The organism is Morganella sp. GD04133, from assembly GCF_029835375.1.
Taxonomy (GTDB): Bacteria; Pseudomonadota; Gammaproteobacteria; order Enterobacterales; family Enterobacteriaceae; genus Morganella; species Morganella morganii_B.
The window spans coordinates 21688-43134 of sequence record NZ_JAODZS010000018.1 but is presented as its reverse complement, the minus strand read 5'-3'; the positions used below and the strand labels follow the sequence as shown (position 1 = coordinate 43134).

General features: G+C 50.9%; 17 protein-coding genes and 1 other RNA gene. 6 read left to right on the top strand and 12 right to left on the bottom strand.

Annotation, left to right across the window (positions count from 1 at the left end):
- The first annotated feature begins 7 nt into the window (after positions 1-7).
- The 3 genes from N7387_RS10550 (at position 8) to N7387_RS10540 (ending at position 4373) form a co-directional block, all read left to right on the top strand.
- Positions 8-3184: an efflux RND transporter permease subunit gene (locus tag N7387_RS10550; RefSeq protein ID WP_025151709.1), complete on the top strand. Its 3177-nt coding sequence runs from the start codon at positions 8-10 to the stop codon at positions 3182-3184.
- A 562-nt stretch (positions 3185-3746) separates the two neighbouring features.
- On the top strand, positions 3747-4106 hold the full coding sequence (gene tomB, locus N7387_RS10545) for an Hha toxicity modulator TomB (protein ID WP_262859095.1): 360 nt from the start codon (positions 3747-3749) through the stop codon (positions 4104-4106).
- A gap of 63 nt (positions 4107-4169) precedes the next feature.
- Positions 4170-4373 (top strand): HHA domain-containing protein, encoded by a 204-nt coding sequence (locus N7387_RS10540; RefSeq protein WP_024474604.1) that lies wholly within the window; start codon positions 4170-4172, stop codon positions 4371-4373.
- Positions 4374-4925: 552 nt separating this feature from the next.
- On the opposite strand, the gene ffs is transcribed toward N7387_RS10540, so the two are convergent.
- An RNA gene (ffs, locus tag N7387_RS10535) (signal recognition particle sRNA small type) lies at positions 4926-5022 on the bottom strand.
- A 224-nt stretch (positions 5023-5246) separates the two neighbouring features.
- Here ffs and tesB point away from each other — a divergent pair.
- Entirely contained in the window at positions 5247-6110 is an 864-nt protein-coding gene (tesB, locus tag N7387_RS10530) for an acyl-CoA thioesterase II (protein WP_279798804.1), read from the top strand.
- 70 nt (positions 6111-6180) lie between these two features.
- Here the strand turns inward: tesB and amtB are convergent, their stop codons facing one another.
- The 5 genes from amtB to N7387_RS10505 form a co-directional block, all read right to left on the bottom strand.
- Positions 6181-7470, bottom strand: coding sequence for an ammonium transporter AmtB (amtB, locus tag N7387_RS10525; protein WP_279798802.1), 1290 nt, complete (start codon positions 7468-7470; stop codon positions 6181-6183).
- Positions 7471-7489: 19 nt separating this feature from the next.
- On the bottom strand, positions 7490-7828 hold the full coding sequence (locus N7387_RS10520) for a P-II family nitrogen regulator (protein ID WP_262859092.1): 339 nt from the start codon (positions 7826-7828) through the stop codon (positions 7490-7492).
- A 201-nt stretch (positions 7829-8029) separates the two neighbouring features.
- The gene (locus tag N7387_RS10515; RefSeq protein ID WP_279798799.1) at positions 8030-9826 is read right to left on the bottom strand and encodes a SmdB family multidrug efflux ABC transporter permease/ATP-binding protein; all 1797 of its coding nucleotides are present in this window, start codon (positions 9824-9826) and stop codon (positions 8030-8032) included.
- Positions 9819-11558: a SmdA family multidrug ABC transporter permease/ATP-binding protein gene (locus N7387_RS10510; RefSeq protein ID WP_279798797.1), complete on the bottom strand. Its 1740-nt coding sequence runs from the start codon at positions 11556-11558 to the stop codon at positions 9819-9821. Before N7387_RS10510 ends, N7387_RS10515 begins: the two co-directional genes overlap by 8 nt.
- A 42-nt stretch (positions 11559-11600) precedes the next feature.
- Complete coding sequence (locus N7387_RS10505) at positions 11601-12077, bottom strand: Lrp/AsnC family transcriptional regulator (RefSeq protein ID WP_072869666.1); 477 nt, start codon at positions 12075-12077, stop codon at positions 11601-11603.
- Between the two features lie 114 nt (positions 12078-12191).
- On the opposite strand from N7387_RS10505, the gene N7387_RS10500 reads away from it, so the two are divergent.
- Positions 12192-13232: a PLP-dependent cysteine synthase family protein gene (locus tag N7387_RS10500; protein WP_262859089.1), complete on the top strand. Its 1041-nt coding sequence runs from the start codon at positions 12192-12194 to the stop codon at positions 13230-13232.
- Between the two features lie 46 nt (positions 13233-13278).
- Positions 13279-13977, top strand: a complete 699-nt coding sequence (gene queC, locus N7387_RS10495; protein ID WP_274371178.1) for a 7-cyano-7-deazaguanine synthase QueC — start codon at positions 13279-13281, stop codon at positions 13975-13977.
- Between the two features lie 51 nt (positions 13978-14028).
- Here queC and N7387_RS10490 read toward each other — a convergent pair whose 3' ends face one another.
- From N7387_RS10490 to clpX, 6 genes are all read right to left on the bottom strand, one after another.
- Entirely contained in the window at positions 14029-14439 is a 411-nt protein-coding gene (locus N7387_RS10490) for a thioesterase family protein (RefSeq protein ID WP_025151719.1), read from the bottom strand.
- Between the two features lie 78 nt (positions 14440-14517).
- Positions 14518-14847 carry a helix-hairpin-helix domain-containing protein gene (locus N7387_RS10485; RefSeq protein WP_025151720.1) on the bottom strand — a complete coding sequence of 110 codons (330 nt, stop codon included), beginning with the start codon at positions 14845-14847 and terminating at the stop codon, positions 14518-14520.
- 152 nt (positions 14848-14999) lie between these two features.
- The gene (ppiD, locus tag N7387_RS10480; RefSeq protein WP_279798788.1) at positions 15000-16868 is read right to left on the bottom strand and encodes a peptidylprolyl isomerase; all 1869 of its coding nucleotides are present in this window, start codon (positions 16866-16868) and stop codon (positions 15000-15002) included.
- A 157-nt stretch (positions 16869-17025) separates the two neighbouring features.
- On the bottom strand, positions 17026-17301 hold the full coding sequence (gene hupB, locus N7387_RS10475) for a nucleoid-associated protein HU-beta (protein ID WP_004240390.1): 276 nt from the start codon (positions 17299-17301) through the stop codon (positions 17026-17028).
- 220 nt (positions 17302-17521) lie between these two features.
- Entirely contained in the window at positions 17522-19879 is a 2358-nt protein-coding gene (gene lon, locus N7387_RS10470; protein ID WP_262859086.1) for an endopeptidase La, read from the bottom strand.
- Between the two features lie 193 nt (positions 19880-20072).
- Positions 20073-21353: an ATP-dependent protease ATP-binding subunit ClpX gene (gene clpX, locus N7387_RS10465; RefSeq protein WP_072869489.1), complete on the bottom strand. Its 1281-nt coding sequence runs from the start codon at positions 21351-21353 to the stop codon at positions 20073-20075.
- Between the last annotated feature and the right edge of the window lie 94 nt (positions 21354-21447).

Genomic DNA, 21447 nt, shown 5'->3' with positions numbered 1-21447 from the left:
GTGATTCATGCCAAAGTTTTTTATTGAAAGACCGATATTTGCATGGGTAATCGCCATTATTACCATGCTTGCAGGTCTGTTGGCGATCATGAAACTGCCGGTGGCACAGTATCCGACTGTTGCACCGCCGACTATTTCAATTTCCGCAAACTATCCGGGCGCCGATGCCGAAACGGTTCAGAACACGGTAACGCAGGTTATCGAACAGAACATGAACGGTATCGACAAAATGGTGTACATGTCTTCAACCAGTGACTCAGCGGGTAACATGAATATCTCGCTGACCTTTGAAGCGGACGCCAACCCGGATATTGCTCAGGTACAGGTTCAGAATAAACTCCAGCTGGCAATGCCGCTGCTTCCTCAGGAAGTTCAGCAGCAGGGGATCACGGTTGAGAAATCAGCCAGTTCATTCCTGCTGGTGGCGGGTTTTATCTCTGAAGACGGCTCAATGTCACAAAATGACATTGCGGACTATGTCGGCTCCAACATCAAAGATCCGATCAGCCGTGTCGGCGGTGTGGGTGAGACCCAGCTGTTCGGCAGCCCGTATGCTATGCGTATCTGGCTTGACCCGGATAAACTGGTTAAATACAACCTGAGTACGATTGATATCATCAATGCCATTCAGGTACAAAACAACCAGGTTGCCGCCGGTCAGTTAGGGGGAACCCCGCCGGTACCAAACCAGCGCCTGAACGCCTCCATCATTGCACAGACCCGTCTGAACAGTCCTGAGCAGTTTCAGGAAATCATGCTGCGGGTTAACACTGACGGCTCCGTTGTCCGCCTGAAAGATGTGGCATATGTTGAACTGGGTGCAGAAAACTACGGCAGTATCGCCCGCTATAACGGTAAACCGGCAGCGGGTATCGGGATCAAACTGGCGACCGGCGCTAACGCACTGGATACCGCCAAAGCAGTCCGCGATACACTGAACAATATGTCCGAGTTCTTCCCGGACGGTCTGACTGTTGTTTATCCGTACGATACGACACCATTCGTCAAAATCTCCATTTTCGAAGTGGTGAAAACACTGGTCGAAGCGATCATGCTGGTGTTTGTGGTGATGTATCTGTTCCTGCAAAACTTCCGTGCAACGCTGATCCCGACAATCGCCGTACCGGTGGTACTGCTGGGAACCTTTGCCACCCTTGCCGCCTTCGGGTATTCGATCAATACCCTGACGATGTTTGCGATGGTACTGGCAATCGGTCTTCTGGTGGATGACGCCATCGTGGTGGTGGAAAACGTCGAGCGTGTTATGCAGGAGACCGGCCTGCCGCCGAAAGAAGCCACAAAAGTGTCGATGGTTCAGATCCAGAGCGCCCTGGTCGGTATCGCCATGGTGTTATCAGCGGTATTTATTCCGATGGCCTTCTTCGGCGGGTCAACCGGGGCAATCTACCGTCAGTTCTCGATTACCATTGTTTCCGCGATGATATTATCCGTCTTCGTGGCACTGATCCTGACACCGGCACTGTGTGCCACTATGCTTAAACCAATCACCAAAGGCAGCCACGGCACACAAACCGGGTTCTTCGGCTGGTTTAACCGTATGTTTGAGAAGCAGACCAACCACTACACCAACAGTGTGGGCCGTATGCTGCGCGGGACCGGGCGTTACCTGCTGATCTATGTGCTGCTGGTTGCAGGCATGATCTTCATGTTTACCCGTCTGCCGACATCGTTCCTGCCTGAAGAGGACCAGGGCGTACTGCTGACGATGGTTCAGTTATCTCCGGGCTCCACACAGGAACAAACCCAGATTGTTCTTGATGGTGTCAGTAAGTACTATCTGGAAAATGAAAAAGACGTGGTTGAATCTGTCTTTACCGTTAACGGCTTCGGCTTTGCGGGTCAGGGACAGAATATGGGTCTGGCGTTTATCGTTCTGAAAAACTGGGATGAACGTAAGGCGAAAGAAGATAAGGTGGAAGCGGTTGTTGCACGCGCCAACCAGCACTTCTTTACCGATACCTCAGCCATGATCTTCGCGGTTAACATTCCGCCGATTGTGGAACTGGGTTCATCCAGCGGCTTCGATCTCGAACTGATGGATAACGCCAACCAGGGTCATGAAGCACTGACCGCTGCCCGTAACCAGTTACTGAAGATGGCAGGCGAGCATCCGGATATGCTGGTGCAGGTGCGTCCGAACGGGATGGAAGATACCTCACAGTATCATATCCATGTCGATCAGCAGAAAGCAGAGGCATTAGGGGTTGATATCCAAACCATTAACGCCGCGCTGAGCACCATGTTCGGCGGCAGCTACGTCAACGACTTTATCGACCGCGGTCGTGTGAAGAAAGTGTACGTACAGGCTGATGCGCCGTTCCGTATGCAGCCGAAAAATATTGCTGAGCAGTATGTCCGCAATAATCAGGGTCAGATGGTACCATTCTCTGCCTTTATCGATACGCAAAAGGATCCGTGGACCTTCGGTTCACCGCGCCTTGAACGTTATAACGGTATTCCGGCTATGCAGATTCAGGGCAGCGCCGCACCGGGTAAAAGTAGTGGTGATGCGATGGCACTGATGGAAAGCATGGCGAAAGAACTGCCGCAGGGCTTTGGTGTTGAATGGACAGGTATGTCTTACCAGGAAAAACTGTCCGGTAACCAGGCCCCGGCGCTGTATACCATCTCTCTGATTGTGGTCTTCCTCTGTCTGGCGGCCCTGTATGAGAGCTGGTCGGTTCCGTTCTCTGTTATGCTGGTGGTTCCGCTCGGGGTTATCGGCGCACTGTTACTGACCCACGCACGCGGGCTGGATAACGACGTGTACTTCAAGGTCGGTCTGCTGACAACCATCGGGCTGTCGGCGAAGAACGCCATCCTGATTGTGGAATTCGCCAAAGACCTGATGGAGAAAGAAGGTAAAGGACTGATTGAAGCAACACTGGAAGCCGTTAAGATGCGTCTGCGTCCTATCCTGATGACATCACTGGCCTTTATGCTCGGGGTTATACCATTAGTCCTGAGTAACGGTGCCGGTTCCGGTGCACAGAACGCCGTTGGTACCGGGGTATTCGGTGGTATGATCGCCGCGACCTCACTGGCTATCTTCTTCGTACCGGTCTTCTATGTGGTTATCCGCCGTCGCTTCAGTAAGAAGAGTGACGATATTGAGCATGCTCATGCGGTCACGCAGAAAAGTGATAGTCCTGACGGATTTTAATCCTGCTTAAACATAAAAAGGTCACATTAGTGACCTTTTTTATTTTTTTGACATGACGAATATTTTTAAATTTGAGTAAAAAAAACTTAAATAAACAATAGATGAGTGTAAATTATCACTTTTCACAAATGTAAGGTTTTGTCATAACACGTTATGATTCATCACCTGTCCTTCTTCATAAAAATTCAGTAAATTTAAGCAGATGAGTAATTACAGACTGTGTATCCACGCATTTATTCTGTATTTAAATTTATTTTTTTTGTATTTTGGCTAGTGACAAGAGCCGAAATAGTGTTATATTACCAGCAGGGTTAACTCAGACCTTTTTATCCACATCTTTTTCCGGAACATCACGTTCACTGACTGAAACAGATTAACACGTAATCAGCGTCTGGTTATCCGCTTGTGCTGAACGGATCTTTACGTTACCTTTATTTATAATTAAAGGCTGATGCTATATATAATATACCGACGTCGATAACGTAATACCTTACTCATGTGTTAATTATAATTTAACGTTTTTCAGCGCCTTATCATTCCCGGTTACATTCAGGAGGTGATTATGGACGAGTATTCTCCACGAAATTACGATATTGCGGTATTGAAGTATCTGTGCGATGAACTTTGCCGTGAAGGCACGCAAACGCTCATCAGAAGCAATAATTATTGGGTTAATGATTTAGCCTCAGATTCAAACTTAAAACTTAACGAATTATTAGGTTACATTGCTGACGTAACCTGGAGTTTTAAGATAAAACATACACAAAATAAGGACCTCATCTCATTTGTCGATGAATACATCGATGAAACTTACGCGCTGTTTGGTCAGATGGAAGTTTCATTTAATGAGGTTGAGGAATGGAAGAAGATGGCATCACTGGTAAGCAGCATGCTGACCAGCGAGGGGCATCTTGTCCACTAACGGAATACAGACCTATATATCAGTATATTGCGTACTAACAACTCAGCAAGAAGATAACATATGATGACTAAACTGGACTATCTCATGCGCTTACGTAAGTGCACTTCGATTGAAACACTGGAACGTGTCATTGAGAAGAACAAATATGAACTGACTGATGACGAGCTGGAGGTTTTTTATTCAGCGGCTGATCATCGTCTGGCTGAATTAACCATGAATAAACTGTATGACAAAATCCCGGCATCTGTCTGGAAGTTTGTCCGTTAATTCAGTCTGCTGTAACTGCCTCTCTTTCAGGCAATAGTCTTATTTTTAGTGATCCCGGGCCAAAGGCACAGCTGGCTGACTTTGGCTTTTGATCATGCCCGCTATTTATCCTGCTATTCTTTACCTATATTACGTTACAGATATAATTTATAACAAAAGCATATATTTTCTGTTTTTTTTCACTCACCAGGTTATTAAATTCCGATACGTATTTATTAATACACCTGCTGTACAGAAAATTACATTTTCACTATTTACCACTATGATGTGTTAAATCAAAAATAAAATTTTTATCTGAACATGCTGTTTTATGTGAAACTCATTCTTTTATACTGACAACATAAAACAAATTTTACACATATTGCTGTATCCTTTTACCTGATGTTATCTGCTGAATGCTCCGGTTTGCGCGGACAGAGATAACGTTAAATCATGAATATATGAACAATATGCGCCGGATGAATATCAGAAGATATCGTCTGTTCAGACAGGGAGGTTCAGAATCAGGAACGGGATAATCACAGAGACGGGTACAACTGAAATGGGTGGGGGCCTTGCCAGCGACATCCCGGCACACAATTCCCCTGCTATGGCTGCTTCCTTCCGGACCTGACCGAGTTAACAAGTTCATGTTGCGGGAGAACCAACAAAGCCCCCATAGGAACCCTCAATAATGAGGCGGTGTCATTATCCGGGATCAGCACTGAAATAGCAAGGCAACCGGCGCTGACCGCTGTATTTTTACACACCACTGACACAACAACAGACCTCTGCCGACCGGGAACCGCACATAACGGCGGTTTATCATTTTTCAATTGCACTGACAGCGATTAGAATGACCGGTTCCTGCTGAAATACTTAATAAGGGTAATTATGAGCCTGGCATTAGAAAACCTGATAAACCTGATGGCACTCGAAAAACTCGAAGACGGGTTATTCCGGGGGCAAAGTGAAGATCTCGGCCTGCCACAGGTCTTTGGCGGACAAGTTGCCGGACAGGCACTGTATGCAGCGGGACAAACCGTTCCGGCTGATCGCCGCGTTCATTCATTTCACAGCTATTTTCTGCGCCCGGGCGACAGCCATAAACCCATTATTTATGATGTGGAAAATCTGCGTGACGGCAAGAGTTTCAGTGCCCGCCGTGTCAGCGCTATTCAGAACGGAAAACCGATTTTCTATATGACCGCCTCTTTCCAGGGGGAAGAGAGCAGTTTTGAGCATCAGAATACCATGCCGGATGTTCCCGGTCCTGACGGACTCGCCTCTGAAACCGATATCGCCCGCAAGATTGCCGTGAATCTGCCGCCGAAAATGCAGGCACTGTTCCTGCGGGAACAGGCCATTGAATGGCGGCCGGTGCGGTTTTACAGCCCGTTTCAGAACCCGGAAAATCCACCGGTGCGCTATACTTGGCTGAAAACCAACGGCGCAATGCCGGATGATCAGGCGCTGCATCAGTATCTGCTCAGTTATGCTTCTGACTACAATTTCCTGCCGACCGCTCTCCAGCCGCATGGCTACGGCTTTATGCAGCCGGAAATTCAGATTGCCACCATCGATCATTCCATGTGGTATCACCGCCCGTTCCGGCTGGATGAATGGCTGCTGTATGCGGTGGAAAGCCCGACAGCGTCCGGCGGACGCGGATTTGTCCGTGGTCACTTCTATAATCAGGCCGGTGTGCTGGTTGCTTCTACGGTGCAGGAGGGTGTTCTGCGCTTACGGGAGAAATAAATATCCCGCTGGCAACAATAAAAAAAGCCCCCGCTGCACAGTTGTGAGCGGGGGCTTACTTTTTTGCGGCTTATGACCGGTTATAGGCCTGTTCGCCGTGCGTGCTGATATCCAGCCCGTTGATCTCGTCTTCTTCTGTGCAGCGTACACCGGTTGTCAGTGCCGCGCATTTGAATGCGATGTAAGTAATCACTCCGCTCCAGAGCACAGTCACCAGGATACTTTCCGCCTGAATCCATACCTGATGCAGCATAGTGACACCTTCCGCGTAACCGGTACCGCCGAGCGCAGACGCTGTAAAAACCCCGGTCAGCAGACAGCCCGCGATGCCGCAAACTCCGTGGATCCCAAAGACATCACAGACATCATCGGCTTTCAGGCGGCGTTTCAGTGCGGTGACACCCCAGTAACCGGCAAGACCGCTGACCAGACCGATGACAATAGCTCCCGCAACGCCCACTGTACCGGCTGCCGGGGTGATACCGACCAGACCGCCGATACAACCGGAACATGCACCAAGAAGTGAGGGCTTACCCCGCATGCACCACTCTGCTATCACCCACGCCAGCCCCCCCGCTGCTACCGCAATCACCGTATTCAGAAAAGCCAGCGCCGCAATACCATCCGGTTTTCCTGCAGATCCGGCATTAAACCCGAACCAGCCTATATAAAGGATAGCCGTACCGGTAAAGACCATCGGCAGACTGTGCGGTTTGGTGGCTGTTTTGCCCGGTAACAGGCGCGCTCCTAATATGTAAGCACCAACTAACCCGGCAACCGCCGCGTTAATATGCACCACGGTTCCCCCGGCAAAATCCAGTGCGCCATCTTCCGCCAGCCAACCGCCGCCCCAGACCATATGCGCCATTGGCACATAAGCCAGAGAGAACCAGATAACGGTAAACAGCAGAAAAGCCGTAAATTTTATCCGCTCCGCCAGCGCACCGGTGATAAGCGCAACAGTAATCGCCGCAAATGAACCCTGGAAAATAACGTGCGTCAGCTGGCTGATGCTGCCGCTGTTACTGACAGGCGTTATCCCGCTGAGAAATGCATTCGACAAGCCGCCAATCACACCATTTCCGTCAGAAAATGCCATGCTGTAACCGTAAAAAATCCATAACAGCAGTACCAGTGCGAAACTGACAATCACCTGTGTCATGACTGACAGCACATTCTCACGCCGTACCAGTCCGCCGTAAAACAATGCGATACCGGGAAGTGTCATAAAATACACCAGTGCGGCGCAAATCAGCATAAAACCATTATCCGCGCGATCCATTCCTTCCGTTGCACTGAAGGCCGGGAGCGGCAGCACGGAAGACATCACAACAGGCAGGATCATTTTTCGTTTCATCATCTGAGTCTCTCCGTGCGGTTTAAATAGCTTCATCATTTTGTTCACCGGTACGGATCCGCACCGCCTGTATAATGTCTGAAACAAATATTTTCCCGTCACCGATACTGCCCGTGTATGCCGAGCGGCAAATTGCCTCAATAATGCGATCAAGGGAATCATCAGGCACAACAATATTAATCTGTGTCTTCGGCAGAAAATCCGTGCTGTACTCTTCCCCCCGGTACAGCTCAGTATGCCCCTTCTGTCTGCCCGCCCCCCGCACTTCCAGTACGGTTAATCCCTGAATACCTTCTTCGTTCAGCGCATCTCTGACGTCATTAAGTTTAAAAGGCTTGATGATGGCCATTATCATTTTCATCGCATTCTCCGCTTCAGGTTGCTGGTGTCCTGCGGATAAATTGCAAAAGTGATGCCAATATACAGAATAGAAATTAAATCTATTGATAACAACGGGATAGAAATAAAAAAGGTGTCTGATTCATCAGACACCTTTTCCGGTGATGCGGGGATTGCACTTTTTTACAGCACCATGCACCTGTTTATGTGAACGATCTCACAATTATAGTGCAGGGGCAGCGTTCTCTTCCGGGGCATTCAGTGATTCCCCGACCTGCTGCAGCTGATACATCTGGTAATAGCGACCCTTCTCTGCCAGTAACGCCCGGTGAGAGCCGTATTCCGCCATTTCGCCGCGGTTAAGCACATAAATGGTATCCGCATCAACAATCGTGGACAGCCGGTGTGCAATCACCACCAGTGTGGTTTCACGGCGGATCAGCTGTAAGGCTTTCTGAATCGCCTGCTCGGTGCCGGAATCGATATTTGCAGTTGCTTCATCCAGGATCAGGATTTTCGGGGTCTGCACCAGCACCCGTGCCATGGCCAGCAGCTGTTTCTGCCCGTCAGACAAGGTGTTACCCTGCTCGCCCAGTTCAGTATCCAGGCCGTATTCAAGCTGTGAGACATGTTCACTCAGCTGAACCATCTCCAGCACCCGGTGAATACGCTCATCATCAATATCCCGTCCGAGGGTGATATTGTCGCGGAAGGACGCGGCCATAATGACCGGGTCCTGCTGCACCATTGCAATACCCTGTCGCAGCGCTCTGTGTGAGAATTGTTCCAGCGGACGTCCGCCGAGGCTGATTTCCCCGGCCTGCCACGGATAGTAGCCCATCAGCAGGTTTGCCAGTGTGCTTTTCCCGCTGCCGGTGTGCCCGACAAAGGCGATAAAACTGTGCTCCGCCACATCAATGCTGATATCACGCAACACCGGTTTTCCCGGCTGATAGGCAAATGTCAGGTGTGATACACGAATACTGCCGCTGGTCAGCGGCTGATCATCCGCCCCGTATTTCTGCTGCGGGCTGTCCATCAGCTCAAAAACACGCTCACCGGAAATCACTGCCTGCTGTAAAACAGACTGCTGGGATGTCAGCGTGATCAGTGGTTCATTCAGCCGCCCGAGGTAGGTGATAAAGGCGTACAGCACCCCGACGCCGATAACACCGGTGCCCCCGATCCCGAACAGCAGCATCAGGCCGCAAAGGATCGCTGCTGAAAACAGGCTCAGCAGCGGACGCAGCAAAATGCCGTCCAGCCGCAGTGCCGCCATTCTGACCTCATAGTGGCGGCGGTTGGCGGCAAACATCCGCTCCCCGAAACGCGCCTGCTGGCGAAACTGCTGAATCACCGTCATGCCGCTGATAATTTCATGGAAACCATCATTAATATCCGCCAGATAGCTGCGCACCCGGCGCACAATCGGCGTACTCAGCCGCTGATAGATCCACATCACCAGCATCACCGCCGGGAACATGGCGGTTGCCACCAGCGCCATCCGCCACTCCAGCGAATACATGGCGATCAGCATCACCACAATCAGCGCCACGCTGCGGAACAGTGTCGGCAACACGTTAACAAACAGGTCTTTGATCATCTCCGTATCATTGGTAACACGGGAGATCAACTGCCCGACCGGCTGAGTATCAAAGGCACTCAGCGGCTGGCGCAGCGCGGCATCCATCACATCAGCGCGCAGTGTCTGTACCACGCCGACAGCGGCCTGATTGAAATAGATAAGCTGAAAATAGTGCAGCAGCGACGCGGCAATCTGTAAGGCGATAAACCCGGCCACCAGCAGCAATGTCACCGGCAGGACAATCTGGTTTTTTGCCACCATATTGTCGATAAAATAACTCACCAGAACCGGTGCCGCCACTTCCGCAATGGCAGTCAGCCACAGCATCACAATGGCGACCGCCATCGGGCGGCGGTAGTTACGGCCATAGCCGAGCAGACGTTTCAGCGACGGCCACAGGTTTTTTGCCGTTTCCGGGCGGGTCTGTTCACTCATCGAGCGCGGCCTCTAACTGCTGATAATGATACATTTCGCGATACCATCCGTTCTGATTAATCAGTTCCTGATGACGCCCCTGCGCACTGATACCGCCCTGTTGCAGCACAAGAATATTGTCGGCTTCCGTCAGCGCCGAAAGCCGGTGCGCACTGATAATCACCGTACGGCCTTCCCCCCAGTGCCGCAGATTCTGCAGGATCCGGTATTCCGTCTGCCCGTCCACTGCGGAAAGTGCATCATCGAGGATCAGGATCTCGGCATCCATCAGCAAAGCGCGGGCAATGGAGATCCGCTGTTTTTGCCCGCCGGACAACATCACGCCCCGCTCACCGGCCTGAGTCTCATAACCGAGCGGCAATCGTTCAATATCATCATGGACACTGGCGAGCCGGGCCGCGTGTTCAATTTCGTCCTGTGTCGCCCCGGGCCGACCCAGCGCAATATTGTTGGCGATAGTATCGGAGAACAGAAACGGCGTCTGGTTCACCACCGCCAGCCGGGCATGCCAACCGTCGAAGGTCAGTTCCTGCAGCGGTTTGCCCTGAAAACAGATATTTCCCGCTGTCACATCATAATGACGCTGGATCAGTGCCAGCAGCGTGGATTTTCCGCAGCCGGTCGGGCCGCACAACCCGAGCAACCGGCCCGGTCTGAGGGTAAAACGGATATCATGCAGAACCGCCCGGCGGCTTTCCGGATAACAGAATTTATCCACTGCCACTGACAGCTCCCCGCGCCCCGGTTTCGGGGATTCAGTGCCGTCCGCCAGTACCGGCGGGGTTTCCAGAAGGGATTGGATCCGGCTGTAGGCCGCGCTGCCGCGCTCGACAATGTTAAACATCCAGGCTAATGCCAGCATCGGCCAGATCATCAGCCCGAGATACATAATAAAGCTGGTCAGCCCGCCGAGTGTCAGTGTGCCCTGCATCACCATCCAGCTGCCGCCGGCAACCGCGAGCAGATTTGACATCCCGATCGCCATTATAATGGTCGGGTCGAAACGGGCATCTATCTGTGCCACATGCATATTTTTGCGTCCGGCTTCTGCCGCAACGGATTCAAACCGGGAAGACTGGTGATCTTCCAGGCCAAACGCTTTAATCATCCGGATACTGCTGAGACTTTCCTGTGCGTGATTATTCAGAGAGGAGAAAGCGCCCTGCGCTGTTTTAAAACGCTGATGCAGCTGCTGCCCGTAACGTTTGATTGCCAGGGCCATCAACGGCATCGGCAGCAGGGAAAGGAGGGTCAGCTGCCAGCTGATCTCAATACTCATCGTCAGCAGCACCACCAGTCCCATGACAAAAGAATCCACCAGTGTCAGCACGCCCTCGCCGGCGGCAAACACCACTTTGTCCACGTCATTGGTACTGCGGGCGATCAGGTCACCGGTCCGGTAACGATGATAAAAGGCCGGTGACTGGCGGCTGAACTGCCGGTAAAAATCCTGCCGCAGACGCACCGCCAGCTTGTAGGAAGCACCGAATAGCCAGACCCGCCAGATATAGCGCAGGATATAAATCACCAGCGCGATAAGCAGCATCACACCGACCCAGCCCCACAACGCTGAGGTGGTCATCGTCTCTTTGGTCACGCCGTCAACAATGATGCCGACAAAACGCGGCGGCAGGATCTGTAACACCGCGATAATGATCAGAAAAGTGACCGCACCGGTATAGCGCCGCCATTCACTGAGGAAATACCATTTTAATTGGGCAAATAATCTCACAGGATCCCGTATAACATCTCAGGTTAAATCTCAGGTTAATAATCAGTCCGCTTTGCATTTTTCCGGAATCGGCAACGCGGTGGTGTACTTTATGCGCTCCATCGCAAAATTGGAAGTCACATCAATTAAACCGGGCACACCGTTAACCAGTTTTTTGTAGAAATGATCGAAACATTTCATGTCCACCACTTCGACCTGCAACATGTAATCAAATTCCCCGGCCATCCGGTAAAATTCCACCACATCAGGCATCTGCTGCACAAATTCCACAAACTGAGTATACCACTCGCTGCTGTGGTGCTGTGTCTTGATCATGACGATCACGGTCAGTCCCAGCCCGAGTTTTTCCGGGTCCAGCAGCGCCACACGTTTGCGGATATACCCTTCATCCTCCAGCCGTTTCAGCCGTTTCCAGCAGGGTGTGGATGTCAGGTTCACCGCTTCGGACAGGGTGTTCAGTGATAATGACGCATCTTCCTGCAAGAGTTGTAACAATTTACGGTCTGTTTTATCTAACATATCGCCACCAGAGAGAATAAATTTCTCCATATCATGCATGATACAGAAAATAGAAAAAGCCTTTTCTCTCACAGAATTGCTAAGATGCATCAACAGACCGTGAGGAGATACTACATGACAACCCAATGGACCACATCCGCCATTAATGCCATTCAGGCCGATTATCAGCGCAGTGCCGACACCCACCTGATCCCGCTGGAATTACCCGTTTACCCGGGGGTTTCATTATATCTCAAAGATGAAAGTACTCATCCGACCGGCAGTCTGAAACACCGTCTGGCGCGTTCGCTTTTCCTGTACGGCCTGTGTAACGGCTGGATCCGTGAAGGCACGCCGGTGATTGAAGCGTCTTCCGGCAGCACCGCTGTCTCGGAAGCTTACTTCGCCCGTCTTCTCGGCCTGCCGTTTATCGCCGTGATGCCGCGCTGTACTGCACGCCGCAAAATTGAACAAATTGAGTTCTACGGCGGACAGTGCCACTTTGTGGACAGCAGCGCACAGATTTACGCGGAATCCGAGCGTCTGGCCCGCGAAACCGGCGGACACTATATGGATCAGTTTACCTATGCCGAGCGTGCCACTGACTGGCGCGGCAACAACAATATCGCCGAAAGTATTTACCGTCAGATGTCGCGGGAAGCCCATCCGGTGCCGCGTTACATTGTGATGAGTGCGGGCACCGGCGGTACGTCAGCCACCCTCGGCCGGTTTATCCGCTACCAGGGGCATGACACAAAACTGGTTGTTGTTGATCCTGAAAACTCCGTTTTTCATGACTGCTATCATCAGAAATGCTCACATCTGCGCTGCGATACCGGCAGTAAGATTGAGGGTATCGGTCGTCCGCGTGCGGAACCGTCCTTTATCCCGGGCGTCATTGATGATGTGATCAAAGTCAGTGACCAGTGCAGTATCGCAACCCTTTACTGGCTGGAAAAACTGCTCGGCCGCCGTACCGGAGCCTCCACCGGCACCAATGTCTGGGGTGCCCTGCAACTGGCAAAGCAGATGCATGAACAGCAACAGAGCGGTTCCATTGTGACACTGATTTGCGACAGCGGCGAACGCTATCCGGACACCTATTACAACCCGCAGTGGGTGGCGGACAATATCGGTGATCTGACTGACGCACAGGCAACACTACCCAAATGGTGATGCAGCCGTTACCATAAACCTTATCTTTTTATAATGAGGTTTAGCGATGAAACGTGCTGTGGTCGTATTCAGTGGCGGGCAGGACTCCACAACCTGCCTGATTCAGGCACTACGTAACTATGATGAAGTGCATTGTGTGACGTTTGATTACGGACAGCGCCATAGTCAGGAAATAGATGTCGCCCGTAAACTCAGTCTGCAACTGGGTGCGGCGGCACATAAGGTGCTGGATGTCTCTCTGCTGAATGAACTGGCGGTCAGCAGTCTGACCCGTGATAACATTCCGGTTCCGGGATTCAGTGAAAGTGAACAAAGTGATATCCCGAATACCTTTGTCCCCGGCCGTAATATCCTGTTTCTCACTCTGACGGCGATTTATGCCTATCAGGTCAATGCCGAAGCGATTATCACCGGTGTCTGTGAAACTGATTTTTCCGGTTATCCGGATTGCCGGGACGATTTTGTCAAAGCACTGAACAACGCGGTTAACGCCGGTCTTGCCCGTGATATCCGCTTTGAAACCCCGCTGATGTGGCTGGATAAAGCACAGACCTGGGCGCTGGCTGATTATTACGGACAGCTGGATACCGTCCGCACAGAAACACTGACCTGCTATAACGGTATTCAGGGGGATGGCTGCGGGGAATGCGCGGCCTGCCATCTGCGCCGCAACGGGCTGGACAACTATCTTGCTGACCGCAGCGCTGTTATGGCCGCCATGAAAAAAATCACCGGCCTGCAATAAGCACCTGTTACGCCCGGCACCCTGCCGGGCGTTTTTCTGTACTGGCGGTGATCAACTTTCTTTCGGTGCCGCCAGCAACTCAAATTTATCGCGGATTTCCCCTTCAATCGGGATCGCTTTACCGGTTTTCATATTTACAAAGACAAAGGTCACTTCCGCATCCGCCACAACCTGCTTATCTTCCTGACGGGTAATAATCTGTTTGAGAATACCGCTTTTCTGCCCCGCGTGCTGTAAATAGCTGTCTATCACCAGCCGCTCTCCCACATACACCGGCAGCCGGTAGTTAATATTGATATTCACCACCACCACGGCGATATCCATCTGTTTAAACCAGCGGTAAGCATCGTAGCTTTCCAGCCAGTCCCAGCGGGCGGCCTCCAGAAACTCCAGATAACGCGCATTGTTAACATGTCCGAAGGCATCAATATGGTAGCCAATCACTTTAATTGTGGTGCTCATAATATCTCTCCCTTTACTTCTGTTTCCGGTATTCCCTTCCCCGTCAGCCCGGGGAAGGGAAATCAGCCTCTGCTGATATTACAATGCTATTTTATCACTGTTCATCGTAAAAATACGTTCACCAATACCATATACATCCTTCAGTTGTTCTGCAGAAGTAAATGGCCCGTTTTCCGTGCGGTACTCCACAATCCGCTGTGCTTTTTTCGGCCCGACACCACTGAGTTCCCGTGCCAGCTCTTCCGCTGTCGCGGTATTAATACTGATACGGTTTTCCTGTGAGACGGACGGCTGAACCTGCGTACTTTCGGCCGGTTGTGCCGCCTGAGCCAGTGCGGATGTACTGAAAAAACCGCCGGTTAACAGTGCTGAAGTTAATAATAATGCAGATGTCCATTTTGTTTTCATGCTATTTCTCCTTTTGTGTTTAGCACGAAACGGAGTGTCGCAAAAATTTTTTCTGCCGGGGGATTTTCAGAACAGAAATGCGAAAGGCTGCGAACGCAGCCTTTCAGGGGATGTAAAACGACATTTTATTTTTCGGCACAGCTCGAAAAATTTTAGTCCATATTTCTCACATCAATATCTGCGTTAGCACGCAGGTTCAGCAGTAATGATTCCAGGTCAGTGGCGGCCATCTGCTTACGCAGTACGTCATACAACTCCGCTTTTTCTTTATCTGTAGCAACACCGGCTGTCACTTTATCAAGCTGAACCAGAACAATGTTGCCTTTACCGTCAATCGTGCGGCTGTAGGTCGGTTTACCGTCTGCCGGATGCGGCTGGGTAAAGGCTGCATTGATCACCGGGTCTGACGGATTCAGGCGCTGAACAGTCTGCTCTGCACCGAATTTCACACCGGCTTCTGTTAACGCGGCGTCGCCTTTGCCTTCTTTCAGTGCCGTCAGCAGTTTCTCCGCTTCCGCATTCAGCGCGGCTTCGGCTTTGTTACGTTTAACCAGTGCATCAATGTCTGATTTCACTTTATCAAAGGATTCCACTGCTTCCGGGCGGTACTCATCAACACGGATCACAAAGGCACGGTCACCGGAAACGGTGATGATATCCGAGTTATCGCCGGACGGCCCTTTCTCATCAAACAGTTTATTTTCTGTTAATGCTTTTAACACTTCCGGATAGTTGACCGCATCCGGCAGGCTGCCGAGGGCGAACCAGTCAGTCTGAACGGCTTTAACGCCGGTTGCCTGCTCAACCCCCATCAGGGATTCGTTATCGTTGGCAGCAGCTTCACTGGCTTTCTGCTGGAGATCAAAAAAGGCTTTGCTGGCTGCTTCGCCTTTGGCCAGACGGGTGGCTTCTTCTTTCACATCCGCCAGTGGTTTGACGGTTTCCGGCTCATACACATCCAGACGGAAAATCGCGTAGCCATTATCTACTTTCAGAACGTCTGAAAGCTGACCGGCAGCTGTCAGCCCGGCACCTTTGATTTCAGGGACAAGCGCAGCGTCTTCCATCCAGCCGATCACACCGCCGTTACGGGCTGTCAGTTTGTCGGTGGATTTTTCTTTCGCCAGGGTTTTGAAATCCGCCCCGTTTTTCAGTTCATTCAGTACCGCTTTGGCATCATCTTCCGTGGCCAGGGTGATCTGGCTGTATTCGCCTTTAGCCGGCACGGTAAAACGCGGGGTATTTTTATCGTAGTAGTCCTGAATCTGCTCTTCAGTGACCTCAGTGTTGTCCTGAATATTCGCGGCATCCAGCTCAACAAAACTGATTTTTAACGCCTGCGGCGCGATGAAATTGTTTTTATTCTTCGCGTAATAAGCCTGTAACTCTTCATCGGTTACCGTCTGTTTTGCCTGAGCGGACGCCAGATCAAGTGTCGCGGTACGGATAGTCCGTGACTGGAGTAAAATCGCTGCCGCGTCGGTCACTTCGGAATCCAGCACAAACGAATCACGGACAAACGGCTGAACAAGCTGCGCCTGAATCATCTGCTTGCGCAGGTAGGCGGCATAAGCGTCACCGGTGATACCGTTACGGGACAGGAATGTGCCGTAAGCGTCCTGGCTGAACTGACCGTTAACCCTGAAATCAGGTTCCTGACGAATGGCGTTAATGATCTGCTCATCGCTGACAGTGATACCTAATTTTTGAGCGTACTGTTCCAGCAGAATGGTATCAATCATCTGGTTCAGTGCCTGAGAACGGATCTGTTTAACACCCTGTTCTGTACTGACTAACTGCGAGAACAGGTCACCGAGCTGAGCCTGCTGGCGGTTACGCTCTTCCTGGAAGGCGCGCTCTAACTGCTGGACCGATATTTCTGTATCGTTCACTTTGGCAGCATAGTTAGAACCGCTGACGAGGTAACCACCCACACCTGTCAGAATAAATGACAGGATAATGATGGCGAAGACAATTTTAATCACAGGGTTGTTCGCCGCTGTGCGCAGGTTTTCCATCATAAGAAATCCAAACTCCGCTTTGGTAAAAGAAAAATCAGGTCAGGGGAAATTATGCCCTAAAACAAAAAAAAGCGCATCATTCAGATGCGCTTCCTGTCTGGCTTTATACAGTTTTCGTGCCCGGGACAGGTAAATATCCCGGAGCCTGAGGAAAAACTCAGCCGTTTACTGCGTCTTTAAGACCTTTACCTGCACGGAAAGCCGGGACTTTCGCAGCGGCGATTTTGATCTCTTTACCGGTCTGCGGGTTACGGCCTGTACGTGCTGCACGCTCACGAACAGTGAAAGTACCGAAACCAACCAGAGCCACGTCATCCCCGCCTTTCAGAGAATCGGTTACTGAACCAATAATTGCATCTAACGCGCGACCAGCCGCAGCTTTAGAAATATTAGCGTCTGCAGCAATTTTATCGACCAATTGTGACTTATTCACTATTATCATCCCCTTTCAGAATTTTCGGCCCGGATTTACGAAGTATGTTCCTGACAGCCACAGCCGTTATATCAAGCCTTTTCGCTCTTGGCAAGATTGCTGACTTCGCATGTTGCGTAAGAATGTTCGCTAAATTAGCGGGACAAAAAAAGGCTGACAAGTCCTAAAGTCCCTGTCAGCCCTTTATTTATCTGAACTTCTTGACGCAGGTCACTATTTCCTACGCTTTTTTACTTACCACTTCCATACCGAAAGCAGGATTAACCAGGGCAAGTGAAAGAACTTCATCTATCGTTTTAACCGGATGAATATCCAGATCCGCTTTTACGTTATCCGGAATTTCTTCCAGATCACGGCGGTTTTCGTCCGGAATCAGAACAGTCTTAATGCCGCCGCGATGTGCTGCCAGCAGTTTTTCTTTCAGACCACCGATTGGCAGCACCAGACCACGCAGGGTAATTTCCCCGGTCATCGCCACATCCGCCCGCACCGGGTTACCGGTCAGCGCGGAAACCAGTGCGGTACACATTGCGGTACCGGCACTCGGGCCGTCTTTTGGTGTTGCACCTTCCGGAACGTGGACGTGAATGTCACGCTTTTCATAGAAATCATTGTTGATCCCTAATTTATCCGCACGGGCACGCACCACCGTTAACGCCGCCTGAATAGATTCCTGCATCACTTCACCCAGTGAACCGGTGTAGGAAAGTTTTCCTTTACCCGGAACGGCTGCGGTTTCGATGGTCAGCAGATCACCACCGACTTCAGTCCACGCCAGACCGGTCACCTGGCCCACGCGGTTTTCAGTATCAGCACGACCGTAATCCACTTTCTGCACACCGAGGTAATCTTTCAGGTTATCCTGATTAATCTCGATGTGTTTCAGTGTCTTATCCATCAGCAGCTGTTTCACCGCTTTACGGCACAGTTTGGAGATTTCACGCTCCAGTCCGCGCACACCCGCTTCCCGGGTGTAATAACGGATGATGCCGAGGATCGCGCTGTCATCAATATGCAGCTCAGTTTTCTTCAGTGCGTTGCGTTCAATCTGCTTCGGCAGCAGGTGACGCTTGGCAATGTTAAGTTTCTCATCTTCCGTGTAACCGGACAGACGGATCACTTCCATACGATCCAGCAGCGGTGCCGGAATATTCATGGAGTTGGATGTCGCGACAAACATCACATCGGACAGATCGTAATCCACTTCCAGGTAGTGATCGTTAAACGCGATATTCTGTTCCGGATCCAGCACCTCAAGCAGCGCGGAAGCCGGATCACCGCGCATATCCGATGACATTTTGTCGATTTCATCCAGCAGGAACAGCGGGTTTTTCACGCCGACTTTTGCCATTTTCTGGATCAGTTTACCCGGCATAGAACCGATGTAAGTACGGCGGTGACCGCGAATTTCCGCTTCATCACGCACGCCGCCCAGCGCCATACGGACATATTTACGGCCGGTTGCACGGGCAATGGACTGCCCCAGTGAGGTTTTACCTACCCCCGGCGGTCCGACGAGACACAGGATAGGTCCCTTGATTTTGCTGACACGGCTCTGTACCGCCAGATATTCAAGGATACGCTCTTTCACCCGCTCCAGGCCGTAATGGTCACTGTCGAGGATTTCCTGCGCTTTAAGCAGATCTTTTTTCACCTTGCTGCGCTTAACCCACGGAACCTGAACCATCCAGTCGATATAGCTGCGGACAACCGTGGCTTCCGCAGACATCGGGGACATCATTTTCAGTTTCTGTAATTCCGCTTCGGCTTTTTCTTTCGCCTCTTTCGGCATCTGCGCTTCTTCAATTTTGCGTTTCAGCGCTTCCGCTTCATCCGGCGCATCGTCCATCTCACCCAGTTCTTTCTGGATAGCTTTCATCTGCTCATTGAGATAGTACTCGCGCTGGCTTTTTTCCATCTGCTTTTTGACGCGGTTACGGATACGTTTCTCAACCTGTAACAGGTCGATTTCCGATTCCATCATCGCCATCAGATATTCGAGACGCTCAACCACATCTGACATTTCCAGGACAGACTGTTTGTCCTGTAATTTCAGTGTCATATGAGAAGCGATAGTGTCAGCCAGTTTGGCGACATCGTCGATATTATGCAGGGAGGTCAGGACTTCCGGCGGGATCTTCTTATTCAGTTTGATATAGCCTTCAAACTGGTTGATCGCCGTACGCAGCAGGACTTCCTGCTCGCGCTCGTCCACAACAGGGGATTCCATCAGCTCTGCCTGGGCAGAGAAGAAATCGCCGTTGTCACTTAATGTTTTGATATGCGCACGTTGCAGGCCTTCGACCAGCACTTTGACGGTACCGTCCGGCAGTTTCAGCATCTGTAATACAGACGCGACTGTCCCGACGGAAAATAAATCATTGACGCCCGGCTCATCCGTTGACGCTTCTTTTTGTGCGACCAGCAGCACTTTTTTATCCATATCCATCGCTGTTTCCAGACAATGGATAGATTTTTCGCGTCCGACAAATAAAGGAATAACCATGTGGGGGTAGACCACCACATCGCGCAAAGGCAGTACCGGGATTTCAATGCGTTCAGCACGCTCAGGATTCATAGAGCACTCTCTTCGTTTAGCTTACGCCTTGTTGGGAACGTCGTGAAACGCGTTATCACGGGTTCCACTCCATAGAATAATCAATATATGGGGATGCATTTCTCACATTCAACACTTTATTTAGTAAGAAAAGCAAAATGAGGGAAAATTCCCTCATTTGGTTAATACTGATAACAACTGCGCTAACTTTCCGTTACTCGCCGGAAACCTGAGCTTCCGGTTTGCGGTAAATCAGCATCGGTTCGGTCTGATTGGTTATCACGTTCTCATCGATAACCACTTTTTCGACATTTTCCATCGACGGTAAATCATACATCGTGTTGAGCAGCGCAGCCTCAACGATAGAACGCAGACCACGGGCACCGGTTTTACGGTTCATTGCTTTTTTCGCAATGGCAACCAGTGCTTCACGGCGGAACTCCAGTTCAACATCTTCAATGCTGAACAGCGCCTGATACTGTTTTGTCAGCGCATTTTTCGGCTCCTGAAGGATCTGAATCAACGCATCTTCACTCAGCTCACCGAGCGTTGCCACCACAGGCAGACGACCGATAAATTCAGGGATCAGACCAAATTTGATCAGATCTTCCGGTTCAACCTGAGCCAGTAATTCGCCTTCTGTCGCTTTGTCTTTCTCGCCGCGCACTTCCGCACCGAAACCGATACCGGAACGGGTGTTCAGACGCTGACCGACCACTTTATCCAGACCGGCAAATGCCCCGCCGCAGATAAACAGAATTTTCGAGGTATCAACCTGTAAAAATTCCTGCTGCGGATGTTTGCGCCCGCCCTGCGGCGGAACAGCGGCAATCGTGCCTTCAACCAGTTTCAGCAGTGCCTGCTGAACGCCTTCACCGGACACATCACGGGTAATCGACGGGTTATCTGATTTACGGGAGATTTTATCGATTTCATCAATATAGACGATACCGCGCTGTGCTTTCTCCACATCATAGTCGCATTTCTGTAAAAGCTTCTGAATGATGTTTTCCACGTCCTCGCCGACATAACCGGCTTCGGTCAGTGTGGTGGCATCCGCCATGGTGAACGGCACATCCAGGTAGCGGGCCAGCGTTTCAGCCAGCAGCGTTTTACCGCTGCCGGTCGGGCCGATCAGCAGGATATTACTTTTACCCAGTTCCACGCCGTCAGCGGTTTTATCGCCGTTGCGCAGACGTTTGTAGTGGTTGTATACCGCGACTGCCAGCACTTTTTTAGCCAGTTCCTGACCAATGACATAGTCATCGAGGTGCTGACGAATTTCATGAGGCGTCGGCAGTTCACTGCGTTCACTGCCACGGGCCGGGATCAGATCTTTAATTTCTTCACGGATAATATCGTTGCATAAATCAACGCATTCATCACAGATATACACTGACGGGCCGGCAATCAGTTTCTTAACCTCATGCTGACTTTTTCCGCAGAAAGAGCAGTACAGCAGCTTTCCTGAACCGTCTTTGCGTTTGTCTGTCATCAGTAAACCTCACTTAATCAGAACAGCTCACCGCCTGTGAGCTGCAAAAAAATGTCACAGCACCGCAGTACCCTGCCGCCCGGCAGGATACGGG

Excerpts from the sequence above, each read along its gene's own strand:
- N7387_RS10550 (WP_025151709.1), top strand. The coding sequence starts at position 8 with ATGCCAAAGTTTTTTATTGAAAGACCGATATTTGCATGGGTAATCGCC.
- tomB (WP_262859095.1), top strand. The coding sequence starts at position 3,747 with ATGGACGAGTATTCTCCACGAAATTACGATATTGCGGTATTGAAGTAT.
- N7387_RS10540 (WP_024474604.1), top strand. The coding sequence starts at position 4,170 with ATGACTAAACTGGACTATCTCATGCGCTTACGTAAGTGCACTTCGATT.
- tesB (WP_279798804.1), top strand. The coding sequence starts at position 5,247 with ATGAGCCTGGCATTAGAAAACCTGATAAACCTGATGGCACTCGAAAAA.
- amtB (WP_279798802.1), bottom strand. The coding sequence starts at position 7,470 with ATGATGAAACGAAAAATGATCCTGCCTGTTGTGATGTCTTCCGTGCTG.
- N7387_RS10520 (WP_262859092.1), bottom strand. The coding sequence starts at position 7,828 with ATGAAAATGATAATGGCCATCATCAAGCCTTTTAAACTTAATGACGTC.
- N7387_RS10515 (WP_279798799.1), bottom strand. The coding sequence starts at position 9,826 with ATGAGTGAACAGACCCGCCCGGAAACGGCAAAAAACCTGTGGCCGTCG.
- N7387_RS10505 (WP_072869666.1), bottom strand. The coding sequence starts at position 12,077 with ATGTTAGATAAAACAGACCGTAAATTGTTACAACTCTTGCAGGAAGAT.
- N7387_RS10500 (WP_262859089.1), top strand. The coding sequence starts at position 12,192 with ATGACAACCCAATGGACCACATCCGCCATTAATGCCATTCAGGCCGAT.
- queC (WP_274371178.1), top strand. The coding sequence starts at position 13,279 with ATGAAACGTGCTGTGGTCGTATTCAGTGGCGGGCAGGACTCCACAACC.
- N7387_RS10490 (WP_025151719.1), bottom strand. The coding sequence starts at position 14,439 with ATGAGCACCACAATTAAAGTGATTGGCTACCATATTGATGCCTTCGGA.
- N7387_RS10485 (WP_025151720.1), bottom strand. The coding sequence starts at position 14,847 with ATGAAAACAAAATGGACATCTGCATTATTATTAACTTCAGCACTGTTA.
- ppiD (WP_279798788.1), bottom strand. The coding sequence starts at position 16,868 with ATGATGGAAAACCTGCGCACAGCGGCGAACAACCCTGTGATTAAAATT.
- lon (WP_262859086.1), bottom strand. The coding sequence starts at position 19,879 with ATGAATCCTGAGCGTGCTGAACGCATTGAAATCCCGGTACTGCCTTTG.
- clpX (WP_072869489.1), bottom strand. The coding sequence starts at position 21,353 with ATGACAGACAAACGCAAAGACGGTTCAGGAAAGCTGCTGTACTGCTCT.